This is a genomic window from Bacillus sp. ISL-18, from assembly GCF_018613415.1.
Taxonomy (GTDB): domain Bacteria; phylum Bacillota; class Bacilli; order Bacillales; family Cytobacillaceae; genus Neobacillus.
This window is the reverse complement of sequence record NZ_JAGGQG010000019.1, coordinates 33,153-54,806: the sequence shown is the minus strand read 5'-3', so window position 1 is coordinate 54,806 and position 21,654 is coordinate 33,153. Positions and strand designations below refer to the sequence as shown.

Genomic DNA, 21,654 nt, shown 5'->3' with positions numbered 1-21,654 from the left:
GTTATCAAATTTTGTAGGAGGGTATTATGACAATTGAATTTAGTATGGTAGCTCCCCATGTTCCCAGTATGTGTCATGAAGACCAAGTACCGGATTTTCAAATGGATATGGCCTCATCCATGAAAGAAGTCGCTAAACAAATAAAAGAAATAAATCCAGATGTGATTGTGTTAGTATCATGTCACTGGCCTTCGACGTTTTTCCATTATGTAGATTGTACACCGGTTCATAAAGGGATATTAACAGCATTCGAAGCCCCAGACCTAATTAAAGACCTCCCTTACAACTACCCAGGTGATGAAGAATTAGCAAACAAGCTCGTAAAAGCCGGTGAAGATGCAGGGCTCCAGGTCCAGGGAGTAAATGATCCATATTATCTGTGGGATTACGGAAGTGTGGTTCCATTGCGGTACCTTAATCCAGATGCGGATATACCCGTTATCAATTTATCAGTTACATTGGCAGCCAGTATCGAAGAGACCTATCAGTGGGGGCGGCAAATTGCAAAGGTTTTACAAGAAACAAGTAAAAGGGTTGTCTTTATTTCAAGTGGTGCCTTGTCACATAATTTAGTAAGAGGCAGACATAATAAACCAACCATCACAGAGCATGCAATGGATAAGCAATTTCTTGAATTTGTGATGAACAAGGATTATCAATCCGCATATGATATGCTGCCAGAATATGCAAGGTTAGCAAGAGTCGAATCAGGCGGGCGTCATCTTGCTATGCTGCTTAGCTTGCTTGATGATGAATGTAAGCCTACTTTCTATGCAGACGGTCAGTCTTCAGGCAGCTGGAATGTGCTGATTACCTTTCGTAAAGTCACAGCTCCAGAAATCAATTTATTAATAGAGGATGAATTAGTAAAATAAGATGATTTTAAGCCGGAAACCTGCTCTTAGGTGTCCGGCTTTTTGTATGTAAGCATACCTTTTTGGGGGGAAGTATGTCATACTTATAGGACCGTTTACAATGAAATTTATTTAGGAGTACATGCAATGAATGATAAAGAAATAAGATGCAGCTGGGTTAATCAGGACCCACTCTATATAGACTATCATGACCACGAATGGGGAGTACCCGTATATGATGACCGCCTGCTGTTTGAATATTTAAATCTTGAAGGAGCTCAAGCAGGATTAAGCTGGTATACGATTTTAAAAAAACGGAACAACTATCGTCAAGCCTTTGATTATTTTGATCCCAAAAAGATTATCCACTATGATGAAAATAAAGTGGCTGAATTATTACAAAATGAAGGAATTGTTAGAAACAAACTGAAAATAAATGCAGTTATTACGAATGCAAAAGCTTTCTTTAAGGTCGTCGATGAATTTGGGTCTTTTCAGGCCTATATCTGGTCCTTTGTAGACGAAAAGCCAATCCAAAATCATTTCAAGGAAATAAGCGAGGTTCCGGCAACAACGGAAATAAGCGACCACTTAAGTAAAGATTTAAAGAAGCGGGGCTTTAAATTTGTGGGTTCAACCATCTGTTATGCTTTCATGCAAGCAGTGGGGATGGTGAATGACCATGTTACAACATGTAAGTGTTACCAGCGCTTGAACTCAGAGAATTAATAGAAAAAAGAAGGCCCATCACAAATGTGACGGGTCTTCTTAAAGGTTATTATTTTGTTGGTTTTTCCATCATAAAATCAGAAGCGGGAATTGGAATGATTTTTCCGCCAATTTGAACATGAACGGTATCGTTGAAAATGGCTTTGACTATTCCTTTTAATGAAATAGTGGAATTAACAGATAGTTTTTTAGATTCAGATTGGTTTGCCAAATGAACCAACACCTTCCAATTATTTTAAGATGTTTTTTTAAAAATAAAATTAGATACTTTAAATTATTCGCATAGAAGACTTAAATTCCTGCTCCGCAAAATAACTTTTCTCAAAAATAATTAATGATCAACATGGATAACCTGAACTGTAGTTCAAGTATCACATATTTCGCTATTTCTGTCAATTTAAACATGAACTATGGTTCAAATTTGCGAAAAGTGGTATGATAATATCGAGGTGAGAACATGTCAGATGATGAAAAGCTGGTAGGCGAATTTCCATTTTTACCAAAACAGGAACGGGCTCAAGCTAAAAGAAATGCGTTAATCGAAAGTGGCTATGCCTTGTTTCAAGAAAAGGGTTATGAGCAGACTACGGCAAAAGAAATTGCCGCGCATGCAGGGGTTGCAACCGGAACCTTCTATCGATATTTTACCGATAAACGGCAGCTGTTGATGTCGCTGCTTGAGGACAAGATTGAGACCTTTCTTCCACCGGAAATAAGCTGGCTTTCAAGCGACCCAGTGGCAGCACTGGCGTCTTCTTTAGAAAATCATTATGACCGAATCCATGAGTCCGGACTTCGTCATGTTCTGCCAGAGCTGTTATCAAAGGATTCAGAGCTCGCAGCTGTTCTGGACAATGCTAGAAAAAGAATTCATGCTAGGATTTCTAATGGATTAAAAAAAGCGGGAGAAAAAAGGTTAATTTGGGATGATTTGGATGTAGACACCCTTTCTTGGGCGATTATGATCATGGTCGAGAACGGACTTGATAAAATAAGCCAGTCTGAGAAACCGTCTGCTTATCAAGATATTGCGAAGCTGATTTGCCGAATGGTTTTCCCACCTAGAGTTTTAGAGCAGCTTTCCACAAATGATCGAGGAGCCGAATAAATAATAAGTTTTCATGAATCCTTAAAAATTTGAAAATACTATCTTGAAAGATGGAATTTATTATATTCAAGTTAACCTGACAATAGCACAAAAAATAAAGGAAAAAACATAATTTATTTTTGAGATGATCCCAAGAAAGCGGTGACCATGATGAAAGTTAGAGATTTTATGGTGAGAGACGTAATTACAGTTCGACCAGAAAATACAGTTAAAGATGTCATGTCTGTATTTGTAGAAAAGAAAATCGGCGGGGTTCCAATTACAAATAAAGATGGTACCTTATGCGGCATCGTAACAGATGGCGATATTATCCGTGCTATTAAGCCCATAGACCGGCGGATTCATGATTATTTCAGTTTTATTACTTATATAGCCGTAGAGGATAAACAAGTTCATTTAAGTGAGATTATCAATCGGGAGATTATTAAGTTTGCGAAAACAAATGGGATTATGTCAGTTCAGCCTGAAGATGATATGGAAAAAGTGGTTGACATCTTGTCGAAGCATCATTTTAAAAAATTGCCTGTCGTAAATGGTGCGAATCGTGTCGTAGGTGTCATCAGCCGCGGTGATGTCATTCGCAATATTCAACAAAGAATTGTAGAAGGCAAATAAGTGTACTGTTCAAAGATAGGCTTGGATGAAATAAATTAAGCCTATCTTTTCTTTTTTTGTTGATTGGTGGGAAGCGGGTATAGGACAAATATCCTCGTCGCGATACGGTACGGTGGTATGATATAATTAGACCAAAAAGGAGGCGTTTAAATGTCTCATGAAAAAGAACTTGAGCAGGAGTCTACGATCGAAACATGCTGCGAACATGAGGGAAGCCATCGACGGAGTCATCATCCAGATAAGGTGAAAAGTAATTTAGTTACTAGGCTGAATCGAATTGAAGGGCAGATCCGCGGGATTAAAGGCCTCATTGAAAAAGATACCTATTGTGATGATGTGATTAACCAGATCGCTGCCACGCAATCAGCGTTAAATAGTGTGGCAAAACTATTGCTTGAAGGGCATATGAAAAGCTGTGTCGTCGAGAGAATCCAAGAGGGCGATATGGAGGTCCTCGATGAGGTCCTTGTGACCATACAAAAATTAATGAAAAAGTGAGGGCGCTAATAATGGAACAAGTTACCTTAAAGGTGAGTGGAATGTCTTGTGGACATTGTGTGAAAGCGGTCGAAGGCAGTGTCGGTGAACTGCAGGGTGTAAAAAAGGTGGCAGTTGACCTAGCAGAAGGCTTAGTGGCTGTAGAGTTTGATGGGAAACTCGTTTCACTTGAAAAAATTAAAGAAACCATTGATGACCAAGGTTACGATGTAAAATAAGAGAGTGCACCCAGGTTTAAGCCCTGGGTGCTAATTTTTCATTAACTTTGAAAATTTGTCCTAGGCGCTTGTGCTTTCCTAGTTAACGGTAAACATCCAAGTTACCCCATATTTGTCCTGTACAGAACCATGCAATTTAGAAAAGAAGGTTGGCTGCAGATCCATATAAACAGAGCCGCCATCTTTGAGAACTTCCCATGCTTGGTGTGCACGTTCCTCGGAATCAAGCTCTACACTAATTGACACTTTTGCACCATTTCCAAGATCCCTATTTCCGTCCGAACCATAAATAAATCCTGATTCTGTTAATTTCAATTGGGCATGTAAAACAAGGTCTTTATCGCTTTCCGCTACAGGGAAGGCAGGATTTGGCGGCATGTCACCATATTTTTGGATTGAAACCATTTCGCCATCAAAGGCTTTTTGATACATTTTAAAAGCCTCATCACATTGTCTGTTAAACATTAAATACGGTGCAATCATATAAAATTCTCCTTTTTTCCTTGCTGTTTGTAATTAGGTATATCCTTTTAGCAGCAAGGTTGTTATAGTATCATTATAACCGAACGCTAGTTCTGTAATCAATATAAATAAAAAAACAGTGCTCGTTCACATGTGAAAGAGCACTGTTTTTGTGTAACTCTAATTTATTGTGAAAGGGTATTAGGTTCTATAATCGTGTCTTTTTCGGGTACCCTGATCAAAATCAAGCCGCCGATGATAAACAATACAATCAAGCTGAAAACACCGCTATTGGTGTTTCCGGTTAGTTGGGCCGTGAATCCGACTAAAAAGGGACCTAAGATGGCAGCAAACTTATAAAAAATACTATAGAATCCAAAGAATTCGTTGGCACTTTCTTTCGGGACCAGCTTAGCAAAATAGGAACGGCTTAATGCTTGAATACCTCCCTGTGAGGAAGCGACCAGCATGGCGAGAATCCAGAAATCCAAGGTAGTTTTTAAAAAATAGGCATAGATACAAATAATCACATATACAAAAATCCCCACTAACAGCATCGTCTTTCCCTTATAACGATCGGCAAGCTTCCCATAAAAATAAGCAAAGGGAGCCGCAACCACTTGAGTGGCAAATAAGATGATTAAGAGATTGGTTGAGGTGATTCCCAAATCAGATCCATAGGCTGTAGACATTGTAATAATGGTATTGACGCCATCAATGTAGAAAAAATAGGCGAATAGGAATAAAAAGAGCGGCCGATATAATCTTATTTTTTTAAAGGTTAAAAATAACTGGCGAAACCCATTTCTTATAGGATTTGCGACGCGTTCCTTATAATAAACCTGCTTGACGTTTTTTAGCATGGGAATCGTAAACAATCCCCACCACAAAGCAGTGATGGCAAATGCTGCTTGACTAGCAACTGTCACGGAGATTGGAAGGATCCCTTGCTGCGATAATAGGATTAGTGCGATTCCCAATATAAACGGGATGGTACTGCCGATATACCCCATGGCATAGCCCTTAGAGGAAACTTGATTCATTCGTTCTTCGGTCGTTACATCGACAAGGAAGGCATCATAGAAAATGTTGGTTCCGCCAAAACCGATGACCGTCACCATATAACAGATTAAGAGAGTCAGCCATTGGCTGCTTGGTACAACTGCGAGTAAGAGGGTGAAAATAATCCCGAGCGCAAAGAAAAAGGTGAAGAAACGTTTTTTGAAGCCTTTGAAATCGGCAATGCTTCCTAAAATAGGAGCACAAAGTGAGATTAACAGGGTTGCAATCGAATTGGCATAGCCCCAGTAAGCCGTGGATGTTGACGCTGCAAGTCCTGCTTCTTTGGCCGCTGCCTTGAAATATAATGGAAAAATGGCAGTTGTTATCAGGATGGAATAGGCAGAGTTTGCCCAATCATAGAATACCCAGCTCTTTTCTTGCTTTGACATTCGACTCATGTTATTTTCCCCTTTAAAGTTAACAACTCTTCAATTACGTTTCCATCAGTATGGCCCAGGCTGACACCCAGAAGCCTTGCGAATGTTGGTCCTTCATCAATGAGACGGATTGCAGGCAGGGTGACCTGTTGAATTCCTTTCCCGGCCGCCATTAAAATGGTTCCATAATTTTCTTTTTCGGGTGAATAGCCATGGCACGCCATCGTATATTTCTTATTGGTCTTTGTATCCTCTTTCGTAATCGATTTGATAAATTCCCCGCTGTAATCTTCTAGAAAATAAAATCCAGGTCTAGCTTCAATCATAAACGCACATTTGCCATCTGCACCTCTTGCGGCAGCTTCCTCTCCTGTCATGAATTTTTCTATTCCGAAGTCTGGTTCCTCCACTAACAATTCAAGGAGATGGTGAACCGTTTGAAAGGTTGACTGATCTTCAGGAGTGTTTAGATAAATATATGCGGATCCATCACAACTTTTACAATAGGCCTTCCAATTTATTAGTTTGCCAGTTGCGTTGCTGGTGATTAAGTTTTGTTGATGGAAAAGGACATTGAGGTTAATCGCCTTCTGCTCGTCTAGTGCGCTGTGATCCCCTAAAGCGATAATCGTGGATTGTTCAAAGATGTTGGCTTCTTTTAAAGCTTCTAGTAATCTCCCAAGCCGGTAATTATGCCGATGAAGGGATTGAATCGCTTCTTTTGATGAAAATCCATGTTCATGGCGCTGGGTATCTAAATCGGTAAAGTGGACCATTAATAGGTTAGGTTTTTTTGTTTTAATCGTATCCACAGCTGCCTCTAGCACAAAATCATCTAACTCCGGCTGATGAAGACCTTTACGGATGTAACCATAGCGTTTGTTCATCTCCCATTGAAATTGGGGTGTCCCGTTGAGTAAAGAAACAAGGATTTGATTCTGCCATAGGCGATTGGCAAAGATTACCGGCATGTTGTAGTCGATGTCCGCTTTTGCTGTGACGGGCCATAGAAAGGCGGCCGTGGTCATATTGGCTTTTTTTACTTCGTCATAAAGGGTTGTTCCCTTGATACATTTCCGTTACCAGTTCCAATCTGGGGAGGTTTTACCAGGCTGCAGAAGGGTATTATTGATAACACCGTGCCGGTTCGGGTAGTTTCCGGTAACAATTGTTGCATGACAGGGATAGGTGACGGAAGGGTAAATCGATTCAACCTGTTCTACTAGTGCGCCTATTGTTAAGATGGTTTGAAAGTGAGGCAGCTCGTGCAAGATGGGAAGGTCTAAAGCTGAAAGACAGTCAAAGGAAATAAGGATTAAATGATCGGTAAGCCGGTTCATTGAACACCTCCTGTTAGCCTAATTGTACTATAGACAGGACCAATTGTTACAGAATATTTACAAGAGTTTGGAATATTAGGTGAAATTGCGAAATGATTACCGCATCGATATTCTTTTTTAGTATAATAAAATTAGTAATTATGGGTATAAAGGTGGATTGGAATCATGCCAAGTTTACAAAGTTATTTTTTTGAAAAAGCAATTAAGCTCTCGGTAAAACGGGCTGCCAAAAAAGGGGTATCGCAAAGGGGTATAGAGGAACAGCGGCAAATGCTCGATACCGCTGCAAGTAAGATGGGCAAACTTCCGAAAAATTGTGAAGTCATTCCTTTGCATATCGAAGGGTTGTATGCAGAGTGGTTGACGACGGGGCCTGCCCTGCCGGATAAAGTAATTCTTTATCTTCACGGTGGTGGTTATGCCCTTTGCTCAGCGAACACGCATCGGCCGCTTGCTGCACGGATTGGAGCAGCAGCTGGTGTGAAAGTGCTGTTTCCTGAGTACCGTCTGGCACCTGAACATCCTTTTCCGGCGGCAATTGAAGATGCGGTCAACGTATACCACTGGTTGTTGAAGCAAGGATATGCTGGCAAGGACATTATTTTCGCAGGCGATTCGGCAGGCGGCGGCTTGTGTCTAGCTACTGCACTCGTCTTAAGGGATCAAAATGAGCCGCTTCCGGCTGGGATTGTTTGTCTGTCGCCATGGGTAGATTTAACAAGCAGTGGAGAGAGTTATCAGAAAAATGGCGATGTGGATCCCTATTTAAGTGTAAGGGCTGTAAAGGAAGCATCCCGAATGTATGCGGGATCGGAATCTCTCGACCATCCGCTGATTTCACCTGTGTTTGCAGACCTAACCGGACTGCCGCCAATGTTGATTCAATCAGGGACGCATGAAATTCTCCAAAGTGATGCCTTATCGCTTGCCGCTAAAGCAAAGGCTGCAGGTGTAAATGTATCGTTAAAGGTTTGGGATGGTATGTGGCATGTTTGGCAGATTAGTGGTGACTTCTTGCCTGAAGCGAAAAGAGCCACCAGGGAAATCGGTCAATTTATTAGACGAATCATGAAAACGTGAAGGCCAAAGTGACGGCCTTCACGTTATTTTTTAAAGAGAGAGTTTTCGATTTGTTCGCCTTTGATGGATACCAGGCCGAGATTATTGGAGGTTGCAATAATGGAGCCTTTGTCAATGAATTGATAACGGAGGTGATCCTTCCATAGGTATGGTGTGATGTCTGCCGCAGGATTGGTGTGGGTGATGGTGTAATCAGGGGTACATGTTCGGTAAATTTCGTTTCTTTTCCGGCTGTAGGCATTGATGGCGATGACTATTTTCATTAATAGGCCCCAGACCCCGATGAAGCTCATATTTTTAAAAGGGCTGCTTGTGAATTGATAGATCGGGAGTGTTTTTTTATTGGCAAAAGTGACAGTTGCTTTAACAGCTGAACCGTAGTGAACATCTCCTGATAAAATGATGAGCTGCAGGGGGGCCCAATTGGAGGTATGCCTCAGAAATTATGTAAATCCCTTTCCATTGTATTTCCATGCTTCAAAATCAAACGAGGTTTACACCTTTACACCGAGCACTTGAACAGGATAGACATAGTCATGTAAAAAGGATTCGATCAGGCCATGCCATAAACGGGTGTGGCCGAAACAACGATTAATGGGCTTTCCTTTTTCCAGCTGCTGTTTTCGAGTTTGGCGGTAATGAGCGACCATCCCGTTTCGTTTACCAGCTTCTGGCAGCCTTCGCTTTCTTTGATGATTTGACCAAATTTAAGCGGTTTTGGGGCCGTATCATATTCCCTCATCGTCCGCGTGTCAAGAAAGACGGCTTTTGGGTGGGTGGGGGCAATGTAATGCCAAGAAGTGAATTCACAAAGCAACTCCAGCCAATTTTCGTAAGATTTACGATGGGTGACCCCTTTGCGAAGTCGTTTGAGATAGGTTGTCATAGTGGTTATAAAATCAAGATTAAAGGCGTCTGGCTCATTTCCCCAGCCTTGGAAAAGCCAATAGGCACAAAGGCCGTTTGCCGCTACATGTTTCCCAAGCGGGGCATGGTTGACCGTCATTTTCCATTCGGCCGATAGATTCCAATCATCGGTAATATCATGGTCATCAAAAATCATATAGGTAGGAATATTTGCCAGCAATTTTCTGACACGAGTTAGCGACTCTTGGAAGTAAATCAGTGCTTCTTGCTGCTCTAGGTAGCCGTCCTTCAGTTTTTGCCGTTCGAGTTTGTGTTCCTTCTGATAAAGGTCGGTGTTTGGAAACGAAAAATGGATCAACTGTTGTTCTTCGGCTTCCTCAAAAGAGGGAAGTAATTGCTGTTTCTGCAGGGCGGCCCAAAGCTCGGGGTTCCAAGACAAAAGGTACATCGCTGCAAATTCACCGAGCTCCATTAAATGATTTTGCGCCTGGGAGCTTGTAAATTGAGCGATACGTTCCATTATAAATTGTCTCCCATTCATTTGGGTAAGAGCAGTAAAGTAGGGAAGCTGACCCAGGCGGGCATCCAGATTACTTAGCGGTTCTTTATGACCGATTAGTTCCCGGCTGATGGTTGAAATCGCTAAAATAAGCGGGTCGGCAACGTTATCGGCATAGATTTGATCGCCCATAAGGAAAAGGGCATCAGGACGGGAGGAGGTATTTTCATAGTCTTTTTCTAAAATGTGATCAGCGAGAGCGAGTGTATCCTGACCATCACCATGCAGCTTGCGGCAAGAACCATAGAAGATATGACTTTGGCTGTCTCCGCTTCTTATGAGAAAGGCAGGGTATTTCAGATTTCCGTATAAAATAGAGTGTTGGTGATCAGGGGATAGGTAGTGAAGACTTTGTTAATCGTCCGTTCGGGTGCCGCTGGCACGGACAAAGTGGAGGTTATAGCCAATAAGGGTTTCTGTCGGAAAGCAGCCATGTGTGGGGGTAACGTTAATTAAATGGATGTAAAGCTGTTTTCCCGCACTTATCGAAGTGGTTTCAGTTTTTGTCTCCATCGGATGATACTCGAATGAATTGGGGTTACTATTACTAATTGTCTCAACCTCATAAAGAGCAGCCTCAATCTCCGTCCGCCTGCTCGTTGCCATCCAAATAAAAACCTGCCCACGCTCCACCCGCCGCACAATCGGTCCAGCCAAAACAAACGGAAACTCAATCAAGCCCAACCTTAATCACCTCCAATGGTGACAGGCACCATTTCTAATTATTTCACTGTGGTTATAGTTTGTAAGAATATTGCCAATTTTTTTGCAGGCGTTTGGTTAAAAAGGAATTATAATGAAATTAGTTTATTCGCATCTTGGTTACAGAGTGTCATCGCGGCTGTTTTCTTTACTAAGAAGGAGGGATAATCGCATGAAAAGTTTAATTGCTTATTGCTCGTCCCATGGGACTACAGAAAAAGTGGTTGGAATATTAAGCGAACACCTTGCAGGTGAAGTGGTATCGGTCGATTTAAAAAGGGATAAAACCCTTATTGACTTAAATGATTATGATACCGTTATCATAGGCGGTTCCATTCATGCTGGTATGATTCAACGGCGAATCAAAAAATTTATTCTGACCCATCACAATGACCTATTGGAAAAGGAACTTGGTCTATTTCTCGTTTGCATGCGAGAGGGTGAATTGGCTATTGAGCAATTTAACAATGCCTATCCGCAGGACTTACGGAAGAATTCGGTGGCGTTAGGTTTGTTTGGCGGTGAATTTCTCGTTTCGGAAATGAATTTTTTTGAGAGACAAGTCGTAAAAAAGGTGGATGGGATTACAGTTGATCAGTCAAAGTTAGACATGGACGCCATCATGGAATTCGCTTCAAGGTTTAATGATTTAAAAATGAAGGTTTAGGGTGTCGGCTTTATAGGGAAAACGGGGCTAAACGTTCTTGCCATTTGCGGGAGCGCTTTTTTTTTGAAAAAAAGGATTATAAAAACTAACCTCTTTGTCCATAATGGAAAAGTCAATTTTAATGTAAGAGAGGTTCACTATGAAAATTTGGTTTAATCGATGGTTTACGACTGTTTCGCATTATATGGATATGATTCGCGACAACGAGGATCATCGGAAATTTACGATTTATGGAACAAGCCCTAATAAAGATGCCCTATATTTACAAAACTGTGATAAAGCTTTTGTCGAACCGGATGTTTCCGGGGATGAGTATATAGAGTTCTGTCTTGATTTTTGCCAAACGCACGGAATCGATATTTTTATTCCCCGCAAAGAAAATGTGCTCATTTCGAAGCGATTATCTGAATTTGCGGAGTTAGGGGTAAAGGTCCTCGTTTGTCCGGATGCAGCCCTAATGGAAACGATGGATAACAAGGCTGCCGCTTATCAAACCTTAACAAACGGGGTACCGATTTTTTCGATCCCAGACTATGAAGTCGTGAATAACGTAGCTGATTTTAAGTTGGCTTATACATCGCTTAAGGAAAAGGGGCACACGGTTTGCTTTAAACCAGTAATTGGGGAAGGGGCAATGGGCTTTCGGGTCATTAAGGAAGAACGGGAGTCCATCCATCATCTTTTCCATAGCGGGGGCGGCTATCGAATCTCCTACGATCATGCCTGTGAGGTTTTAAGGCAGCAAGAGACATTTCCTGACTTAATGTTGCTGGAATATTTAGATGGCAGGGAATATAGTATTGATTGCTTAGCCTCACAAGACAGGTTGTATGCGGCTATCCCACGGATGAAAGGGGATGGGCGTGTACGGGAACTGGTAGAAAGTGTCGATCTTATTGATATAGCTCACCGGTTTCACCAAGAGTACCGATTACCATTTGTCTTTAATATTCAGGTGAAATACAGTAAAGGGGTGCCAAAGCTGCTGGAAATCAATCCACGGATGAGCGGCGGACTTCATTTCAGCTGTCTTTCCGGAATCAATATTCCCTATATGGCAATTAAGGTTTTACTAGGGGAGGAAGTCGGCCCAGTCAAGCCTCGATTTGGTATCAGAGCAAGTCATATTGAAAAAGAAATGATTTTAAAGTACGGTGATATAAGTTAACAGAAAGAGCAGGTTTTTCCATTAGAAAGGAATAACCTGCTCTTCTTTTTTATTTATAGAAAACTTTTTCAATATTGTATTTAGCATGAAGGGTATTAATGATATAGGTTTCGTAGATTTCACGATCCATTGGTTCTTCGACCACTAATACGGCTATCTTATATACTTCATCGCGATGATTCTTGATTGGGGAAACAGTATCCTCAAAATGGCGTTTGATCCGAGGCCGCAGCTTTCTAGCTTTTCCTACAAAAAGCAAGTCATCATTGGCATCAAAAAAGAGGATGATGCCACCCTTGTCCCGCGGGATTTTATTATAATCAGTGAAACCGTAAACACTGCTTAAAGGGGCTTCGACTTTTTCGCCGAGTTGTCTGCTTTTTGTAACAACGACATCTGGATTTGGTATTTCAATTTTTATCATAAAATGATTCGCTCCCTGCTTAAATATAAACGGCTAAATGTTTAGCCAAGAGTCCATTATAGCATATCCTGCCAATTTAGGTTGGACTTTCTTAATTTAACCATTTTTATCAATTTAAAACCGAAGAATTTGTTGTAATGGTAAATGTGTTTAAAGTAGTAAAACTAAATTAATTTTTGTAGAATAAAGGAAGGTATTGGAACTTTTAAAAAGATCCGATCATCCTATAGAATACAATTGGAAAGGGTGTTAGTATGGCAATTTCATTATCTAAAGGTCAAAAGGTCGATTTAACTAAGACGAATCCTGGTTTATCGAAGGTTATTGTGGGGTTAGGCTGGGACACCAACCGTTATGATGGCGGAAACGATTTCGATTTGGATGCTAGTATCTTCCTTTTAAATGCTAATGGTAAGTGTTCTTCTGAAAAGGATTTTGTATTCTATAATCAGCTTGAAGGCGGAAATGGCTCAGTTGTACATACAGGCGATAATCGTACCGGCGCAGGAGACGGCGACGATGAGCAGGTGAAAGTAGATTTAGCGGCTGTTCCGGCTCAAGTGGAACGCATTTCGTTTGTTATTACGATTCATGATGCGGAAGCAAGAGGACAAAATTTTGGACAGGTAGCGAATGCTTTTTGCCGTGTGGTTAATGAAGAAACGAATCAAGAGATTATTCGTTATGATTTAGGAGAGGATTTCTCTATCGAAACGGCAATTATCGTAGGCGAATTATACCGCCACAACGGGGAATGGAAATTCTCAGCAGTCGGTTCCGGCTACCAAGGCGGCCTTGCACGGATCGCAACCGATTTTGGCCTTAACGTCGGCTAACGAAAAGTAAAATAGGATCAAACAAAAGGACAAGAAGAAGAACATTCCTTCTTGTCCTTTTTTACGTCCAATAAGCCTTATATAGTGGAAATGGTGACAGGCACCATGAGTTATTGGTCATTTCTTTCTGGAATGTGGTATGGTAAGAAAGTTAATGAATCAGCTTGTTGAGGTGACTGTAAGATGAAGTATTTACTTAAGACACAACTTATTGCCATAATAGTAGCCTTATCGTGGATTATTTACTTGGTTGTTTTAGCTTTCCTTGACCAGCCAGACCGCGCTCTCCGGTACATAAATAACTTTGTATTTGGATTGGCGATTTTATTAGCCATTCTATATTTTGTTTTAGCGAAGTATCTGCTACGGAGAAATTGGTCTTCCCTTTTATTAGTGCTAATCTCTTATTTTCTTCTATATAAGCCGATCTTTCAGGGACTATTATTGAAAATAACGAGTGAAAGCTATGGAAGTATCATCAAATTCCTTTCGATTTCAACAGGGACAGTCCATGTTCTTGCCGTTATTATTGGAATGGGTTTTGGTATCCTCTTCACCAGACCGGAGCGTTAAGTCTAAAAGAGCAAACGATAAATACTAAGGCCGAATTTTGCCCATTTTATTTGCATTTGGCATTGTATACTATAACAGCCCCCTTTCGACATTCTTATGCGAGAAATGTCTGTTTCTGCGCTTTCCCGAGGAATAAAATGCATCAATCTCTAGAATTCAACATAATGGACCTGTTGTTATATAATAGATAGACTAAACTACATGTTGAACGGGGGATAAACGATGAAGGTTGTCATTATTTCCGATACCCATCTGCCTAAACGCGCCAAAGGACTTCCCGCCAAATTAACGGCGGAATTAACTGATACGGATTTAATTATTCATGCGGGTGATTGGCAAACAATCGATGTGTTTCATGAGCTTCAAACCTATGCCAAAGTCGAAGGGGTCTTCGGCAATGTCGACGATGATACCACCAAGGAACATTTCCCCGAAAAAAGAATCTTAGAGTTGGGCGGATTTAAGATCGGGATTACCCATGGTCACGGCAAGGGGAAAACGACCGAAAAGCGGGCCATCCAAGCATTTGCTGAGGATGAAGTCGATTGTATTATTTTTGGCCATTCTCATATTCCTGTGAAAAAAGTTGAAAATGGGATACTTCTTTTTAACCCCGGCTCCCCTACAGATAAACGGCGTCAGAAGCTGTTTTCCTTTGGGATTTTTCAGATTGGTGATACGATAGAAGCAGAGCATATCTTTTTTTCAAATAAAGGAGAAACAAATGAGTAAAACAGTGATCGTCTATACGACCAACGATTGTATTGAATGTACGATGGTCAAACGGGTCCTAACGGAAGAAGGAATTCCTTTTGAGGCAAGGGACATTTCGAAAAATCCTGCTTTTCAAAAAGAAGTGGAAAAATACGGCTTTCTTGGCGTTCCAGTCACAGTGCTCAATGAACGAGCCGTCAAGGGATTTACCAATGAGTTAAAAGAAATCATCGAATTAGCGAAGAGTTAGTCTTTGTTGAGAAACAATTTCTTTACATAGGAGAATATTAGCGTTAATATGAGTGAGTAAATGAAAAGTAGAAGATCTACTAGGGGTGCCCTGTGTATCAGGCTGAGAGAAAACAATTTAGTTTTTAACCCTTTGGACCTGATCTGGGTAATACCAGCGTAGGAAAGTAGTCGAGTGAGATAGTTTTTGTTTCGCATTCAAAACTAACCGGGTCCATTTTATGGAGCTGGTTTTTCTATGTTTAAAAAAGAAAAGGGGAGAGTATGTTGGAAAAAAACTTTGTGGTTGAAACAGTAAATAGAGTAAGAGAGGTTAGCCCGCTTGTACATAATATCACCAATGTGGTTGTGACAAATTTTACAGCGAACGGTCTGCTTGCCTTGGGTGCGTCGCCAGTCATGGCCTATGCCAAGGAAGAGGTTGCTGATATGGCTAAGATTGCCAGTGCACTCGTGTTGAATATTGGCACGTTAAATGCCGAGAACGTTACGAGCATGATTATTGCTGGCAAAGCGGCAAACGAGCACGGGGTTCCAGTTATTTTCGACCCGGTGGGGGCAGGGGCAACTCCATACCGAACGGAAACTGCCCACAAAATAATGAAGAACGTCAAGATTTCAGTGGTGCGCGGTAATGCCGCTGAAATTGCGAATGTAATAGGCGAAAAATGGGAAATTAAAGGTGTTGATGCAGGAGCAGGAAATGGAAACACAGTCGAGCTTGCGATCAAGGCTGCGCAAACAACGGGCAGTGTCGTGGTGATCACCGGAAAAGAGGATATCGTTTCCGACGGTGAAACCACATATGTTGTTTCCGGCGGCCATCCCATTTTAACGAAAGTTACGGGCACGGGCTGTTTATTAACCTCAGTCATTGGTGCCTTTACGGGAGTGGAAAAGGATGTTCTCCGTGCAGCTGCGGCAGCTTTAGCCTATTACGGGATTGCTGCAGAAAATGCGGCAAAGAAGACAGCGGAAGCGGGACCTGGAAGTTTCCAAATTGAATTTTTGAATCAATTAGCACTAGTTTCCGAAGATGATATTATTTCAAATGTTTCGATTAGAAAATGTTAGGGGAGGTTTGTAAGATGAAAAGAGCATTAACAATCGCAGGTTCAGACAGCGGCGGCGGAGCAGGAATTCAAGCGGATTTAAAGACATTTCAAGAATTAGCTGTTTTTGGCATGTCGGCAATCACCGCTGTGACTGCGCAAAATACGCTTGGAGTTCATGGAGTTTATCCGATGACGCCAGAAGCGGTAGTCCAACAGATTCAGGCGATTGGCGAAGATATCGGCACGAATGCTGTGAAAACAGGGATGCTGTTTAGCTCGGATATTATCGAAGCTGTTTCTGAGCAAGTACGGAAATATAGATGGGAGAACCTTGTGGTTGACCCTGTGATGATTGCCAAAGGCGGTGCGTCTTTACTGCAGCAGGAAGCGATATTTGCCATGAAAACTTATTTATTGCCGCTCGCCAAAGTGGTTACCCCGAATATACCGGAGGCAGAGGTTCTAACGGGGATGAATATTAGAAGTGCAGATGATAAGAAGGAAGCTGCCATGAAGTTGTCCGAATTAGGAGTTCAAGCAGTTGTGATTAAAGGCGGTCATGATGAAGATGAGTCAGCATCCACCGACTTACTTTATGATGGTTATGAATTTTATACTTTCACCAATAAACGGATTCTAACGAAAAACACACATGGAACCGGGTGCACTTTTTCAGCAGCGTTAACGGCGGAACTGGCCAAAGGGGCATCTGTTTATGATGCTGTGTTAACAGCGAAGGCGTTTATCCAGGCGGCCATTGAGGACGGCATTGATATCGGTCATGGGCATGGGCCGACCAACCATGGGGCGTTTCGGAAAAGAAGGGAGCTGGAAAATCGATGAAAAACCTAAGAGATGCTTTAAAGGTTTATTTTATCATGGGCAGCCCTAACTGCCTCAAAGAGCCGGTCGAGGTTTTAACAGAAGCAATCGCTGGCGGCGTTACCATTTTTCAATTTCGTGAAAAAGGGAAGGATGCATTAACTGGGGCAGAAAAATACGAACTGGCTAGACGGTTACAAAGGATCTGCAAAGAACATGAAATCCCCTTCATCGTGAATGATGACATTGAGCTGGCAATCGAGCTGGATGCAGACGGTGTACATATCGGGCAAGAAGATGAGCCAGTAAAGGTGGTACGCACGAGAATTGGCGACAGTAAAATCCTTGGCGTTTCTGTCCATAGCCTGGAAGAAGCCGAGATAGCACTCAACGATGGTGCTGATTATTTTGGAATTGGCCCCATCTACCCTACTAACTCAAAGGATGACGCCAAGCCGGTCAGAGGAACAGAGTTAATCGAAATTCTCCGACAACAAAACTATACTATTCCAATGGTTGGAATAGGCGGGATTACTAGTGAAAATGCATCGGCAGTCGTAAAGGCCGGAGCAGATGGCGTGTCGGTTATAACGGCCATCAGTCATGCAGATTCACCACTCGAAGCAGCAAAGTCATTAAAAAATAGTGTGGAGGGCTGATAACATGAATAAAACGTATAAGCTGACACTAACGGCGATGATGGTCGCGATCGGTACGATTACTAGTAATCTCGTAGCCATACCAATCGGGTTTACAAAGGTATTTCCCATGCAGCATTTTTTAAACGTCTTGTCTGCTGTCTTACTAGGGCCCTATTATGCCGTTGCCCAGGCCTTTTTGGTCTCATTGATCCGCAATTTAATGGGAACAGGTTCTATTTTTGCCTTTCCTGGCAGTATGGTCGGAGCATTCCTGGCGTCCCTGTTATTTTTAAAAACAAAAAAGATGTACCTTGCCTTTGCTGGTGAAGTAATCGGAACAGGGATTCTTGGTGCGCTTTTATCGTATCCGATTGCCACGTTAATCCTGGGACAAAAAGCAACACTTTTTGGATTTATTCCGTTATTTATCTTCAGCTCATTTGCAGGTGCACTGCTTGGATTTGTGGTCTTAGTCGTATTTTTAAGAAAGAAAGTATTAGTAATGAATGAAAATAAATCTCCAGCTATAAAAAACTAGGGTGTGTGGAAATTGAACGAGGAATTGATGGCAAAAATCACGGGTGAAATCGAGGCGAGAAAAGGGGAATTACTTGATCTGTTGACAGAGCTTGTTTCCTTTCCGACAGTCAGCCCACCTGCCCGTAATACCGATAGTGTTCAAGAATTTATTAAAGGATATTTAGAAACGTTAGGATTTACGACAGATAAGTGGGATGTGTACCCCGGGGACCCAAATGTAGTCGGAATTTTGCCGGGTGCCTCTCCGAACCAGTTTAATAGCTTAATTGTAAATGGTCATGTCGATGTGGCCGAGGTTGGCGACACAAAAGAATGGAGCTCCTCCCCATTTGAAGCTTATCAAAAGGATGGCTATATAGTTGGCCGGGGCGTAGCCGATATGAAAGGCGGAATTGCCGCATCACTCTTTGCCATAAAACTATTAAAGGAACTGGGTGTCTCATTACAAGGCGACCTTCAATTCCAATCGGTCATTGGCGAAGAAGTCGGTGAAGCAGGGACCCAAGCATGTGTCGAGCGGGGGTATAGTGCAGACTATGCCGTTGTGGTCGATACCAGTGACTTACATATTCAAGGGCAAGGCGGCGTCATTACCGGCTGGATCACCATTCAAAGCAAAGATACCTATCATGATGGAATCCGCCGGAAAATGATTCATGCCGGCGGCGGTGTGAAAGGAGGCAGTGCGATTGAGAAAATGATGAAGGTTATCGCGGGCCTTCAAGATCTTGAACGCCATTGGGCTGTAACCAAAAGCTATGAAGGTTTCCCGCCTGGTACGAATACCATAAATCCTGCGGTGATTGAGGGAGGCCGGCATGCAGCATTTGTAGCCGATCGCTGTTCATTATGGGTTACGGTACATTTTTATCCAAATGAAGATTACGAAGATGTAATCCAAGAAATAGAACAGCATATTTTGGCAGTTGCAGCCGCTGATCCCTGGCTTAGAGACAATCCTCCCGAGTTTGTTTGGGGAGGAAAATCGATGATCGTTGACCGCGGTGAAATATTTCCTTCATTAGAATTAGACATAGAGCACCCAGGTACAAAACTTTTAACCAGCTCTTTTGAAAAAATGGTACACCAACAACCGATGGTCGGAATGTCCACAACTGTAACCGATGCAGGCTGGCTCGGGCGTGCCGGAATTCCGACTGCCATCTTTGGACCTGGAAAGTTAGAGGATGCGCATGCCGTGAATGAAAAGCTGGAAATCCAGCAGCTGCTGGATTTTACGAAAGTATTAGCTGTTTTTATCGCTGAGTGGTGTAACAGCAAGAAGGAGGAGTAACCGCATGAAATTTTCTCAGCGGCTTTTTGAAAAAGTAAAGGGGATTTGGGAGAAAACCCACCAGCATCCCTTTGTGGTTGGAATGGGGAACGGCGACCTTCCGGTTGAATCCTTTATTCGTTACATGAAGCAAGACTATGTATTTTTAATTGATTATTCCAAGCTGTTTGCTTTTGGAGCAGTTAAAGCAAGAGATTTGGAAACTATGGCAGCTTTCGCCAAGCTCCTTGATGAGACATTGCACGGAGAGATGGACTTGCACCGCCAATATGCTGAAAAGTTTGGGATTACCCATCAGCAGCTAGAAGAGACGAAACCTGCCCCGATCAATTTAGCCTACACTCGATACATGTTAAACGTGGCGCAAAATGGTTCTCTTGAGGAATTAATCTCAGCATTATTGCCATGTATGTGGAGCTATTGGGAGATCGGCAAGATGTTAGCAAAAGAATATCAAGGTGCTAGCGGTCACTATCAGTATGGTGAGTGGGTTAAAATGTACTCTTCTGATGAATTTGGCCGTCTAGCGGAGTGGCTGATCGATTTATTAGACCAATTGACTAGAGGAAAACCGGAAAGGGAGTTAGTCATCTTAGAAGAACATTTCTTAACCACTTCCCGGTTTGAATATATGTTTTGGGATATGGTCTATCAGGGGGGCGAATGGCCTGTCTAGTACAACGATGTTAAAAATAAAGGAACTTTCCTACACCTTTGACGGTTCAAAACCGATTTTTAAACAGATATCACTTGAGGTACAAACAGGAGAATTTGTTTCAATAATCGGGGCAAGTGGTTCGGGGAAAAGTACCCTTTTTAAGCTGGTTACCGGGTTACTTGAACCAGATCAGGGAGAAATCCTGATTAACAGGAGTCACGGGTCCGGCAAGAGATTAGGAAGTGTTGGCTATATGCCGCAAAAGGACCTGCTTTTGCCGTGGAGAACGGTTTTAGATAACGTTCTACTGCCGCTCGAGGTAACAAAGGAAAAGAAGAAAAGCAAATTACTAGAAGTGCGCGAGTGGCTCGTTCGCTTTGGCCTGGCTGACTATGAAAATTCTTACCCCAATGAGCTGTCAGGCGGAATGCGGCAGCGGGCTGCGTTTTTAAGAACGCTTATGACAGGGAAAGACTTGCTATTGTTAGACGAACCGTTTGGTGCCCTGGATTCTATGACGAAACGGAATATGCACAGCTGGTTACTGGGGCTGTGGGGCGAATTGCAAAAAACGGTCCTTTTTATCACCCATGATCTAGAGGAAGCTTTATTGCTGAGCGATCGAATTTATATCCTCCAACAGGACGGGATTGAAGAATGGAAAGTGAACTTAACGAGACCAAGAAGTTCCGAACTAATCTACCAAACTGATTTTATTAGGATGAGAAAAGAACTGGAGTGGCTGATTCAACATGAAAACTAGTGTAAAAAAATGGACGAGTGATTATGGATTATTTATCTTCGTTGTCATTCTTCTTGTCAGTATATGGGAAATGGTCGTCAAACGCGGGATTATTCCAGCCTTTATTTTGCCGGCTCCATCCGCGGTCTGGAACTCATTAATCGACAACCGTGAGCTCCTGTTTGCAGAACATCTGCCTGCAACCCTAAATGAAGTTCTCATAGGCTTTGCCATTTCGGTGAGCTGCGGCACCTTACTTGGGGTCGGCATGCACTTTTTTCGTCCATTAGAGAAGGTCCTTTATCCGTTCTTGGTTATTTCACAAACGATTCCGTTGATTGCGATTTCGCCGATTTTTATCATGTGGTTTGGCTATTCGATCTGGAGCAAGATTGCTGTCACGATTTTAACGGCGTTCTTTCCAATTGTGGTTAGCACGTATGATGGCCTGAAATCAGGCGAGAACGAATATCGTGAATTATTGTTAACGATGGGGGCGAGCCGCTGGACCATTTTTAAAAAGATACAGGTGCCAATGGCCTTGCCTGCGTTTTTATCAGGTTTAAAAATGTCGGTAGTATATTGTGTGGTTGGGGCGACGATTGGCGAATGGCTCGGTGCCAGTGAGGGCCTCGGGTACTTCAGCCGGCGTATGTCGGGCAGCTTACAGGCAGACGCTGTGTTTGCGGCGATTTTCCTGTTATCATTACTAGGAATTGTCTTGTTTTTATTGATAAGTTTACTAGAAAAGCAAGTTTTGAAAAATAAAGTTCGCATCTAAGAGAGGAAGATAAAAACAA

The 21,654-nt window shown here is 42.2% G+C and carries 28 protein-coding genes, 1 pseudogene and 1 riboswitch; of the genes and pseudogenes, 21 read left to right on the top strand and 8 right to left on the bottom strand.

Annotated features, from left to right (window positions below):
* The first annotated feature begins 26 nt into the window (after window positions 1-26).
* Both J7E81_RS23445 and J7E81_RS23440 read left to right on the top strand, forming a co-directional pair.
* Entirely contained in the window at window positions 27-875 is an 849-nt protein-coding gene (locus J7E81_RS23445; RefSeq protein ID WP_215046043.1) for a DODA-type extradiol aromatic ring-opening family dioxygenase, read from the top strand.
* Between the two features lie 126 nt (window positions 876-1,001).
* Window positions 1,002-1,583, top strand: coding sequence for a DNA-3-methyladenine glycosylase I (locus tag J7E81_RS23440; protein ID WP_215046041.1), 582 nt, complete (start codon window positions 1,002-1,004; stop codon window positions 1,581-1,583).
* A 49-nt stretch (window positions 1,584-1,632) separates the two neighbouring features.
* Here J7E81_RS23440 and J7E81_RS23435 read toward each other — a convergent pair whose 3' ends face one another.
* Entirely contained in the window at window positions 1,633-1,794 is a 162-nt protein-coding gene (locus tag J7E81_RS23435) for a hypothetical protein (protein WP_215046039.1), read from the bottom strand.
* A gap of 246 nt (window positions 1,795-2,040) precedes the next feature.
* Between J7E81_RS23435 and J7E81_RS23430 the strand changes: the two genes are divergently transcribed.
* The 4 genes from J7E81_RS23430 (at window position 2,041) to copZ (ending at window position 4,022) form a co-directional block, all read left to right on the top strand.
* Window positions 2,041-2,691, top strand: a complete 651-nt coding sequence (locus J7E81_RS23430; protein ID WP_215046037.1) for a TetR/AcrR family transcriptional regulator — start codon at window positions 2,041-2,043, stop codon at window positions 2,689-2,691.
* Window positions 2,692-2,838: 147 nt separating this feature from the next.
* Complete coding sequence (locus tag J7E81_RS23425; protein ID WP_251028835.1) at window positions 2,839-3,306, top strand: CBS domain-containing protein; 468 nt, start codon at window positions 2,839-2,841, stop codon at window positions 3,304-3,306.
* A 150-nt stretch (window positions 3,307-3,456) separates the two neighbouring features.
* Complete coding sequence (locus J7E81_RS23420; protein WP_215046035.1) at window positions 3,457-3,804, top strand: metal-sensitive transcriptional regulator; 348 nt, start codon at window positions 3,457-3,459, stop codon at window positions 3,802-3,804.
* A gap of 11 nt (window positions 3,805-3,815) precedes the next feature.
* Window positions 3,816-4,022, top strand: a complete 207-nt coding sequence (copZ, locus tag J7E81_RS23415; RefSeq protein WP_215046033.1) for a copper chaperone CopZ — start codon at window positions 3,816-3,818, stop codon at window positions 4,020-4,022.
* A gap of 78 nt (window positions 4,023-4,100) precedes the next feature.
* Here copZ and J7E81_RS23410 read toward each other — a convergent pair whose 3' ends face one another.
* From J7E81_RS23410 to J7E81_RS23400, 3 genes and pseudogenes are all read right to left on the bottom strand, one after another.
* Window positions 4,101-4,505, bottom strand: a complete 405-nt coding sequence (locus J7E81_RS23410; protein ID WP_215046032.1) for a VOC family protein — start codon at window positions 4,503-4,505, stop codon at window positions 4,101-4,103.
* Window positions 4,506-4,669: 164 nt separating this feature from the next.
* The gene (locus J7E81_RS23405) at window positions 4,670-5,944 is read right to left on the bottom strand and encodes an MFS transporter (RefSeq protein ID WP_215046030.1); all 1,275 of its coding nucleotides are present in this window, start codon (window positions 5,942-5,944) and stop codon (window positions 4,670-4,672) included.
* Window positions 5,941-7,263, bottom strand: a pseudogene (locus J7E81_RS23400) (alkaline phosphatase family protein). The gene J7E81_RS23405 and the pseudogene J7E81_RS23400 overlap by 4 nt, the downstream one beginning before the upstream one ends.
* A 165-nt stretch (window positions 7,264-7,428) precedes the next feature.
* Between J7E81_RS23400 and J7E81_RS23395 the strand changes: the two are divergent.
* Window positions 7,429-8,343 (top strand): alpha/beta hydrolase, encoded by a 915-nt coding sequence (locus J7E81_RS23395; RefSeq protein WP_215046028.1) that lies wholly within the window; start codon window positions 7,429-7,431, stop codon window positions 8,341-8,343.
* 23 nt (window positions 8,344-8,366) lie between these two features.
* Here the strand turns inward: J7E81_RS23395 and J7E81_RS23390 are convergent, their stop codons facing one another.
* The 3 genes from J7E81_RS23390 to J7E81_RS23380 form a co-directional block, all read right to left on the bottom strand.
* Window positions 8,367-8,606, bottom strand: coding sequence for a hypothetical protein (locus J7E81_RS23390; protein WP_215046026.1), 240 nt, complete (start codon window positions 8,604-8,606; stop codon window positions 8,367-8,369).
* A gap of 290 nt (window positions 8,607-8,896) precedes the next feature.
* Entirely contained in the window at window positions 8,897-9,901 is a 1,005-nt protein-coding gene (locus J7E81_RS23385) for a metallophosphoesterase family protein (RefSeq protein WP_215046024.1), read from the bottom strand.
* 222 nt (window positions 9,902-10,123) lie between these two features.
* Window positions 10,124-10,453 (bottom strand): hypothetical protein, encoded by a 330-nt coding sequence (locus tag J7E81_RS23380; protein WP_215046022.1) that lies wholly within the window; start codon window positions 10,451-10,453, stop codon window positions 10,124-10,126.
* A 190-nt stretch (window positions 10,454-10,643) separates the two neighbouring features.
* Here J7E81_RS23380 and J7E81_RS23375 point away from each other — a divergent pair, with 190 nt between their 5' ends.
* Window positions 10,644-11,138, top strand: coding sequence for a flavodoxin domain-containing protein (locus tag J7E81_RS23375; RefSeq protein ID WP_215046020.1), 495 nt, complete (start codon window positions 10,644-10,646; stop codon window positions 11,136-11,138).
* 139 nt (window positions 11,139-11,277) lie between these two features.
* A complete protein-coding gene (locus J7E81_RS23370; protein WP_215046018.1) occupies window positions 11,278-12,306 on the top strand; it encodes an ATP-grasp domain-containing protein in 1,029 nt (342 codons plus the stop codon).
* 49 nt (window positions 12,307-12,355) lie between these two features.
* Here the strand turns inward: J7E81_RS23370 and J7E81_RS23365 are convergent, their stop codons facing one another.
* Entirely contained in the window at window positions 12,356-12,730 is a 375-nt protein-coding gene (locus J7E81_RS23365) for a nucleotide excision repair endonuclease (RefSeq protein ID WP_215046016.1), read from the bottom strand.
* Window positions 12,731-12,984: 254 nt separating this feature from the next.
* On the opposite strand from J7E81_RS23365, the gene J7E81_RS23360 reads away from it, so the two are divergent.
* From J7E81_RS23360 to J7E81_RS23305, 12 genes are all read left to right on the top strand, one after another.
* Window positions 12,985-13,566, top strand: coding sequence for a TerD family protein (locus J7E81_RS23360; protein ID WP_215046014.1), 582 nt, complete (start codon window positions 12,985-12,987; stop codon window positions 13,564-13,566).
* A gap of 183 nt (window positions 13,567-13,749) precedes the next feature.
* Window positions 13,750-14,139, top strand: a complete 390-nt coding sequence (locus tag J7E81_RS23355; RefSeq protein ID WP_215046012.1) for a hypothetical protein — start codon at window positions 13,750-13,752, stop codon at window positions 14,137-14,139.
* 222 nt (window positions 14,140-14,361) lie between these two features.
* Window positions 14,362-14,871, top strand: coding sequence for a metallophosphoesterase family protein (locus J7E81_RS23350; protein ID WP_215046010.1), 510 nt, complete (start codon window positions 14,362-14,364; stop codon window positions 14,869-14,871).
* Window positions 14,864-15,103 carry a glutaredoxin family protein gene (locus tag J7E81_RS23345; protein ID WP_215046008.1) on the top strand — a complete coding sequence of 80 codons (240 nt, stop codon included), beginning with the start codon at window positions 14,864-14,866 and terminating at the stop codon, window positions 15,101-15,103. The genes J7E81_RS23350 and J7E81_RS23345 overlap by 8 nt, the downstream gene beginning before the upstream one ends.
* Before the next feature lie 71 nt (window positions 15,104-15,174).
* Window positions 15,175-15,285: riboswitch (TPP riboswitch) on the top strand.
* Window positions 15,286-15,369: 84 nt separating this feature from the next.
* Window positions 15,370-16,176 (top strand): hydroxyethylthiazole kinase, encoded by an 807-nt coding sequence (thiM, locus tag J7E81_RS23340; protein WP_251028834.1) that lies wholly within the window; start codon window positions 15,370-15,372, stop codon window positions 16,174-16,176.
* 14 nt (window positions 16,177-16,190) lie between these two features.
* Window positions 16,191-17,000 (top strand): bifunctional hydroxymethylpyrimidine kinase/phosphomethylpyrimidine kinase, encoded by an 810-nt coding sequence (thiD, locus tag J7E81_RS23335; protein WP_215046004.1) that lies wholly within the window; start codon window positions 16,191-16,193, stop codon window positions 16,998-17,000.
* Window positions 16,997-17,638: a thiamine phosphate synthase gene (thiE, locus tag J7E81_RS23330; RefSeq protein WP_215046002.1), complete on the top strand. Its 642-nt coding sequence runs from the start codon at window positions 16,997-16,999 to the stop codon at window positions 17,636-17,638. The genes thiD and thiE overlap by 4 nt, the downstream gene beginning before the upstream one ends.
* 4 nt (window positions 17,639-17,642) lie before the next feature.
* Entirely contained in the window at window positions 17,643-18,158 is a 516-nt protein-coding gene (gene thiW, locus J7E81_RS23325; protein ID WP_215046000.1) for an energy coupling factor transporter S component ThiW, read from the top strand.
* 12 nt (window positions 18,159-18,170) lie between these two features.
* Window positions 18,171-19,454, top strand: coding sequence for an acetylornithine deacetylase (locus J7E81_RS23320; protein ID WP_285292044.1), 1,284 nt, complete (start codon window positions 18,171-18,173; stop codon window positions 19,452-19,454).
* Between the two features lie 4 nt (window positions 19,455-19,458).
* Window positions 19,459-20,130 (top strand): thiaminase II, encoded by a 672-nt coding sequence (tenA, locus tag J7E81_RS23315; RefSeq protein ID WP_215045998.1) that lies wholly within the window; start codon window positions 19,459-19,461, stop codon window positions 20,128-20,130.
* A gap of 7 nt (window positions 20,131-20,137) precedes the next feature.
* Window positions 20,138-20,875, top strand: a complete 738-nt coding sequence (locus J7E81_RS23310; protein ID WP_215045996.1) for an ABC transporter ATP-binding protein — start codon at window positions 20,138-20,140, stop codon at window positions 20,873-20,875.
* Window positions 20,865-21,635, top strand: a complete 771-nt coding sequence (locus J7E81_RS23305; protein ID WP_215045994.1) for an ABC transporter permease — start codon at window positions 20,865-20,867, stop codon at window positions 21,633-21,635. The genes J7E81_RS23310 and J7E81_RS23305 overlap by 11 nt, the downstream gene beginning before the upstream one ends.
* Window positions 21,636-21,654 lie beyond the last annotated feature (19 nt).

What these genes read in the sequence shown, in the direction of transcription:
- copZ (WP_215046033.1), top strand. Translation starts at nt 3,816, where the DNA reads ATGGAACAAGTTACCTTAAAGGTGAGTGGAATGTCTTGTGGACATTGT.
- J7E81_RS23395 (WP_215046028.1), top strand. Translation starts at nt 7,429, where the DNA reads ATGCCAAGTTTACAAAGTTATTTTTTTGAAAAAGCAATTAAGCTCTCG.
- J7E81_RS23365 (WP_215046016.1), bottom strand. Translation starts at nt 12,730, where the DNA reads ATGATAAAAATTGAAATACCAAATCCAGATGTCGTTGTTACAAAAAGC.
- J7E81_RS23430 (WP_215046037.1), top strand. Translation starts at nt 2,041, where the DNA reads ATGTCAGATGATGAAAAGCTGGTAGGCGAATTTCCATTTTTACCAAAA.
- tenA (WP_215045998.1), top strand. Translation starts at nt 19,459, where the DNA reads ATGAAATTTTCTCAGCGGCTTTTTGAAAAAGTAAAGGGGATTTGGGAG.
- J7E81_RS23440 (WP_215046041.1), top strand. Translation starts at nt 1,002, where the DNA reads ATGAATGATAAAGAAATAAGATGCAGCTGGGTTAATCAGGACCCACTC.
- J7E81_RS23360 (WP_215046014.1), top strand. Translation starts at nt 12,985, where the DNA reads ATGGCAATTTCATTATCTAAAGGTCAAAAGGTCGATTTAACTAAGACG.
- J7E81_RS23355 (WP_215046012.1), top strand. Translation starts at nt 13,750, where the DNA reads ATGAAGTATTTACTTAAGACACAACTTATTGCCATAATAGTAGCCTTA.
- thiW (WP_215046000.1), top strand. Translation starts at nt 17,643, where the DNA reads ATGAATAAAACGTATAAGCTGACACTAACGGCGATGATGGTCGCGATC.
- J7E81_RS23370 (WP_215046018.1), top strand. Translation starts at nt 11,278, where the DNA reads ATGAAAATTTGGTTTAATCGATGGTTTACGACTGTTTCGCATTATATG.
- J7E81_RS23305 (WP_215045994.1), top strand. Translation starts at nt 20,865, where the DNA reads ATGAAAACTAGTGTAAAAAAATGGACGAGTGATTATGGATTATTTATC.
- J7E81_RS23345 (WP_215046008.1), top strand. Translation starts at nt 14,864, where the DNA reads ATGAGTAAAACAGTGATCGTCTATACGACCAACGATTGTATTGAATGT.
- J7E81_RS23445 (WP_215046043.1), top strand. Translation starts at nt 27, where the DNA reads ATGACAATTGAATTTAGTATGGTAGCTCCCCATGTTCCCAGTATGTGT.
- J7E81_RS23375 (WP_215046020.1), top strand. Translation starts at nt 10,644, where the DNA reads ATGAAAAGTTTAATTGCTTATTGCTCGTCCCATGGGACTACAGAAAAA.
- J7E81_RS23385 (WP_215046024.1), bottom strand. Translation starts at nt 9,901, where the DNA reads ATGGGCGATCAAATCTATGCCGATAACGTTGCCGACCCGCTTATTTTA.
- J7E81_RS23420 (WP_215046035.1), top strand. Translation starts at nt 3,457, where the DNA reads ATGTCTCATGAAAAAGAACTTGAGCAGGAGTCTACGATCGAAACATGC.
- J7E81_RS23310 (WP_215045996.1), top strand. Translation starts at nt 20,138, where the DNA reads ATGTTAAAAATAAAGGAACTTTCCTACACCTTTGACGGTTCAAAACCG.
- thiD (WP_215046004.1), top strand. Translation starts at nt 16,191, where the DNA reads ATGAAAAGAGCATTAACAATCGCAGGTTCAGACAGCGGCGGCGGAGCA.
- J7E81_RS23410 (WP_215046032.1), bottom strand. Translation starts at nt 4,505, where the DNA reads ATGATTGCACCGTATTTAATGTTTAACAGACAATGTGATGAGGCTTTT.
- J7E81_RS23425 (WP_251028835.1), top strand. Translation starts at nt 2,839, where the DNA reads ATGATGAAAGTTAGAGATTTTATGGTGAGAGACGTAATTACAGTTCGA.
- J7E81_RS23405 (WP_215046030.1), bottom strand. Translation starts at nt 5,944, where the DNA reads ATGAGTCGAATGTCAAAGCAAGAAAAGAGCTGGGTATTCTATGATTGG.
- J7E81_RS23390 (WP_215046026.1), bottom strand. Translation starts at nt 8,606, where the DNA reads ATGAAAATAGTCATCGCCATCAATGCCTACAGCCGGAAAAGAAACGAA.
- thiE (WP_215046002.1), top strand. Translation starts at nt 16,997, where the DNA reads ATGAAAAACCTAAGAGATGCTTTAAAGGTTTATTTTATCATGGGCAGC.
- J7E81_RS23350 (WP_215046010.1), top strand. Translation starts at nt 14,362, where the DNA reads ATGAAGGTTGTCATTATTTCCGATACCCATCTGCCTAAACGCGCCAAA.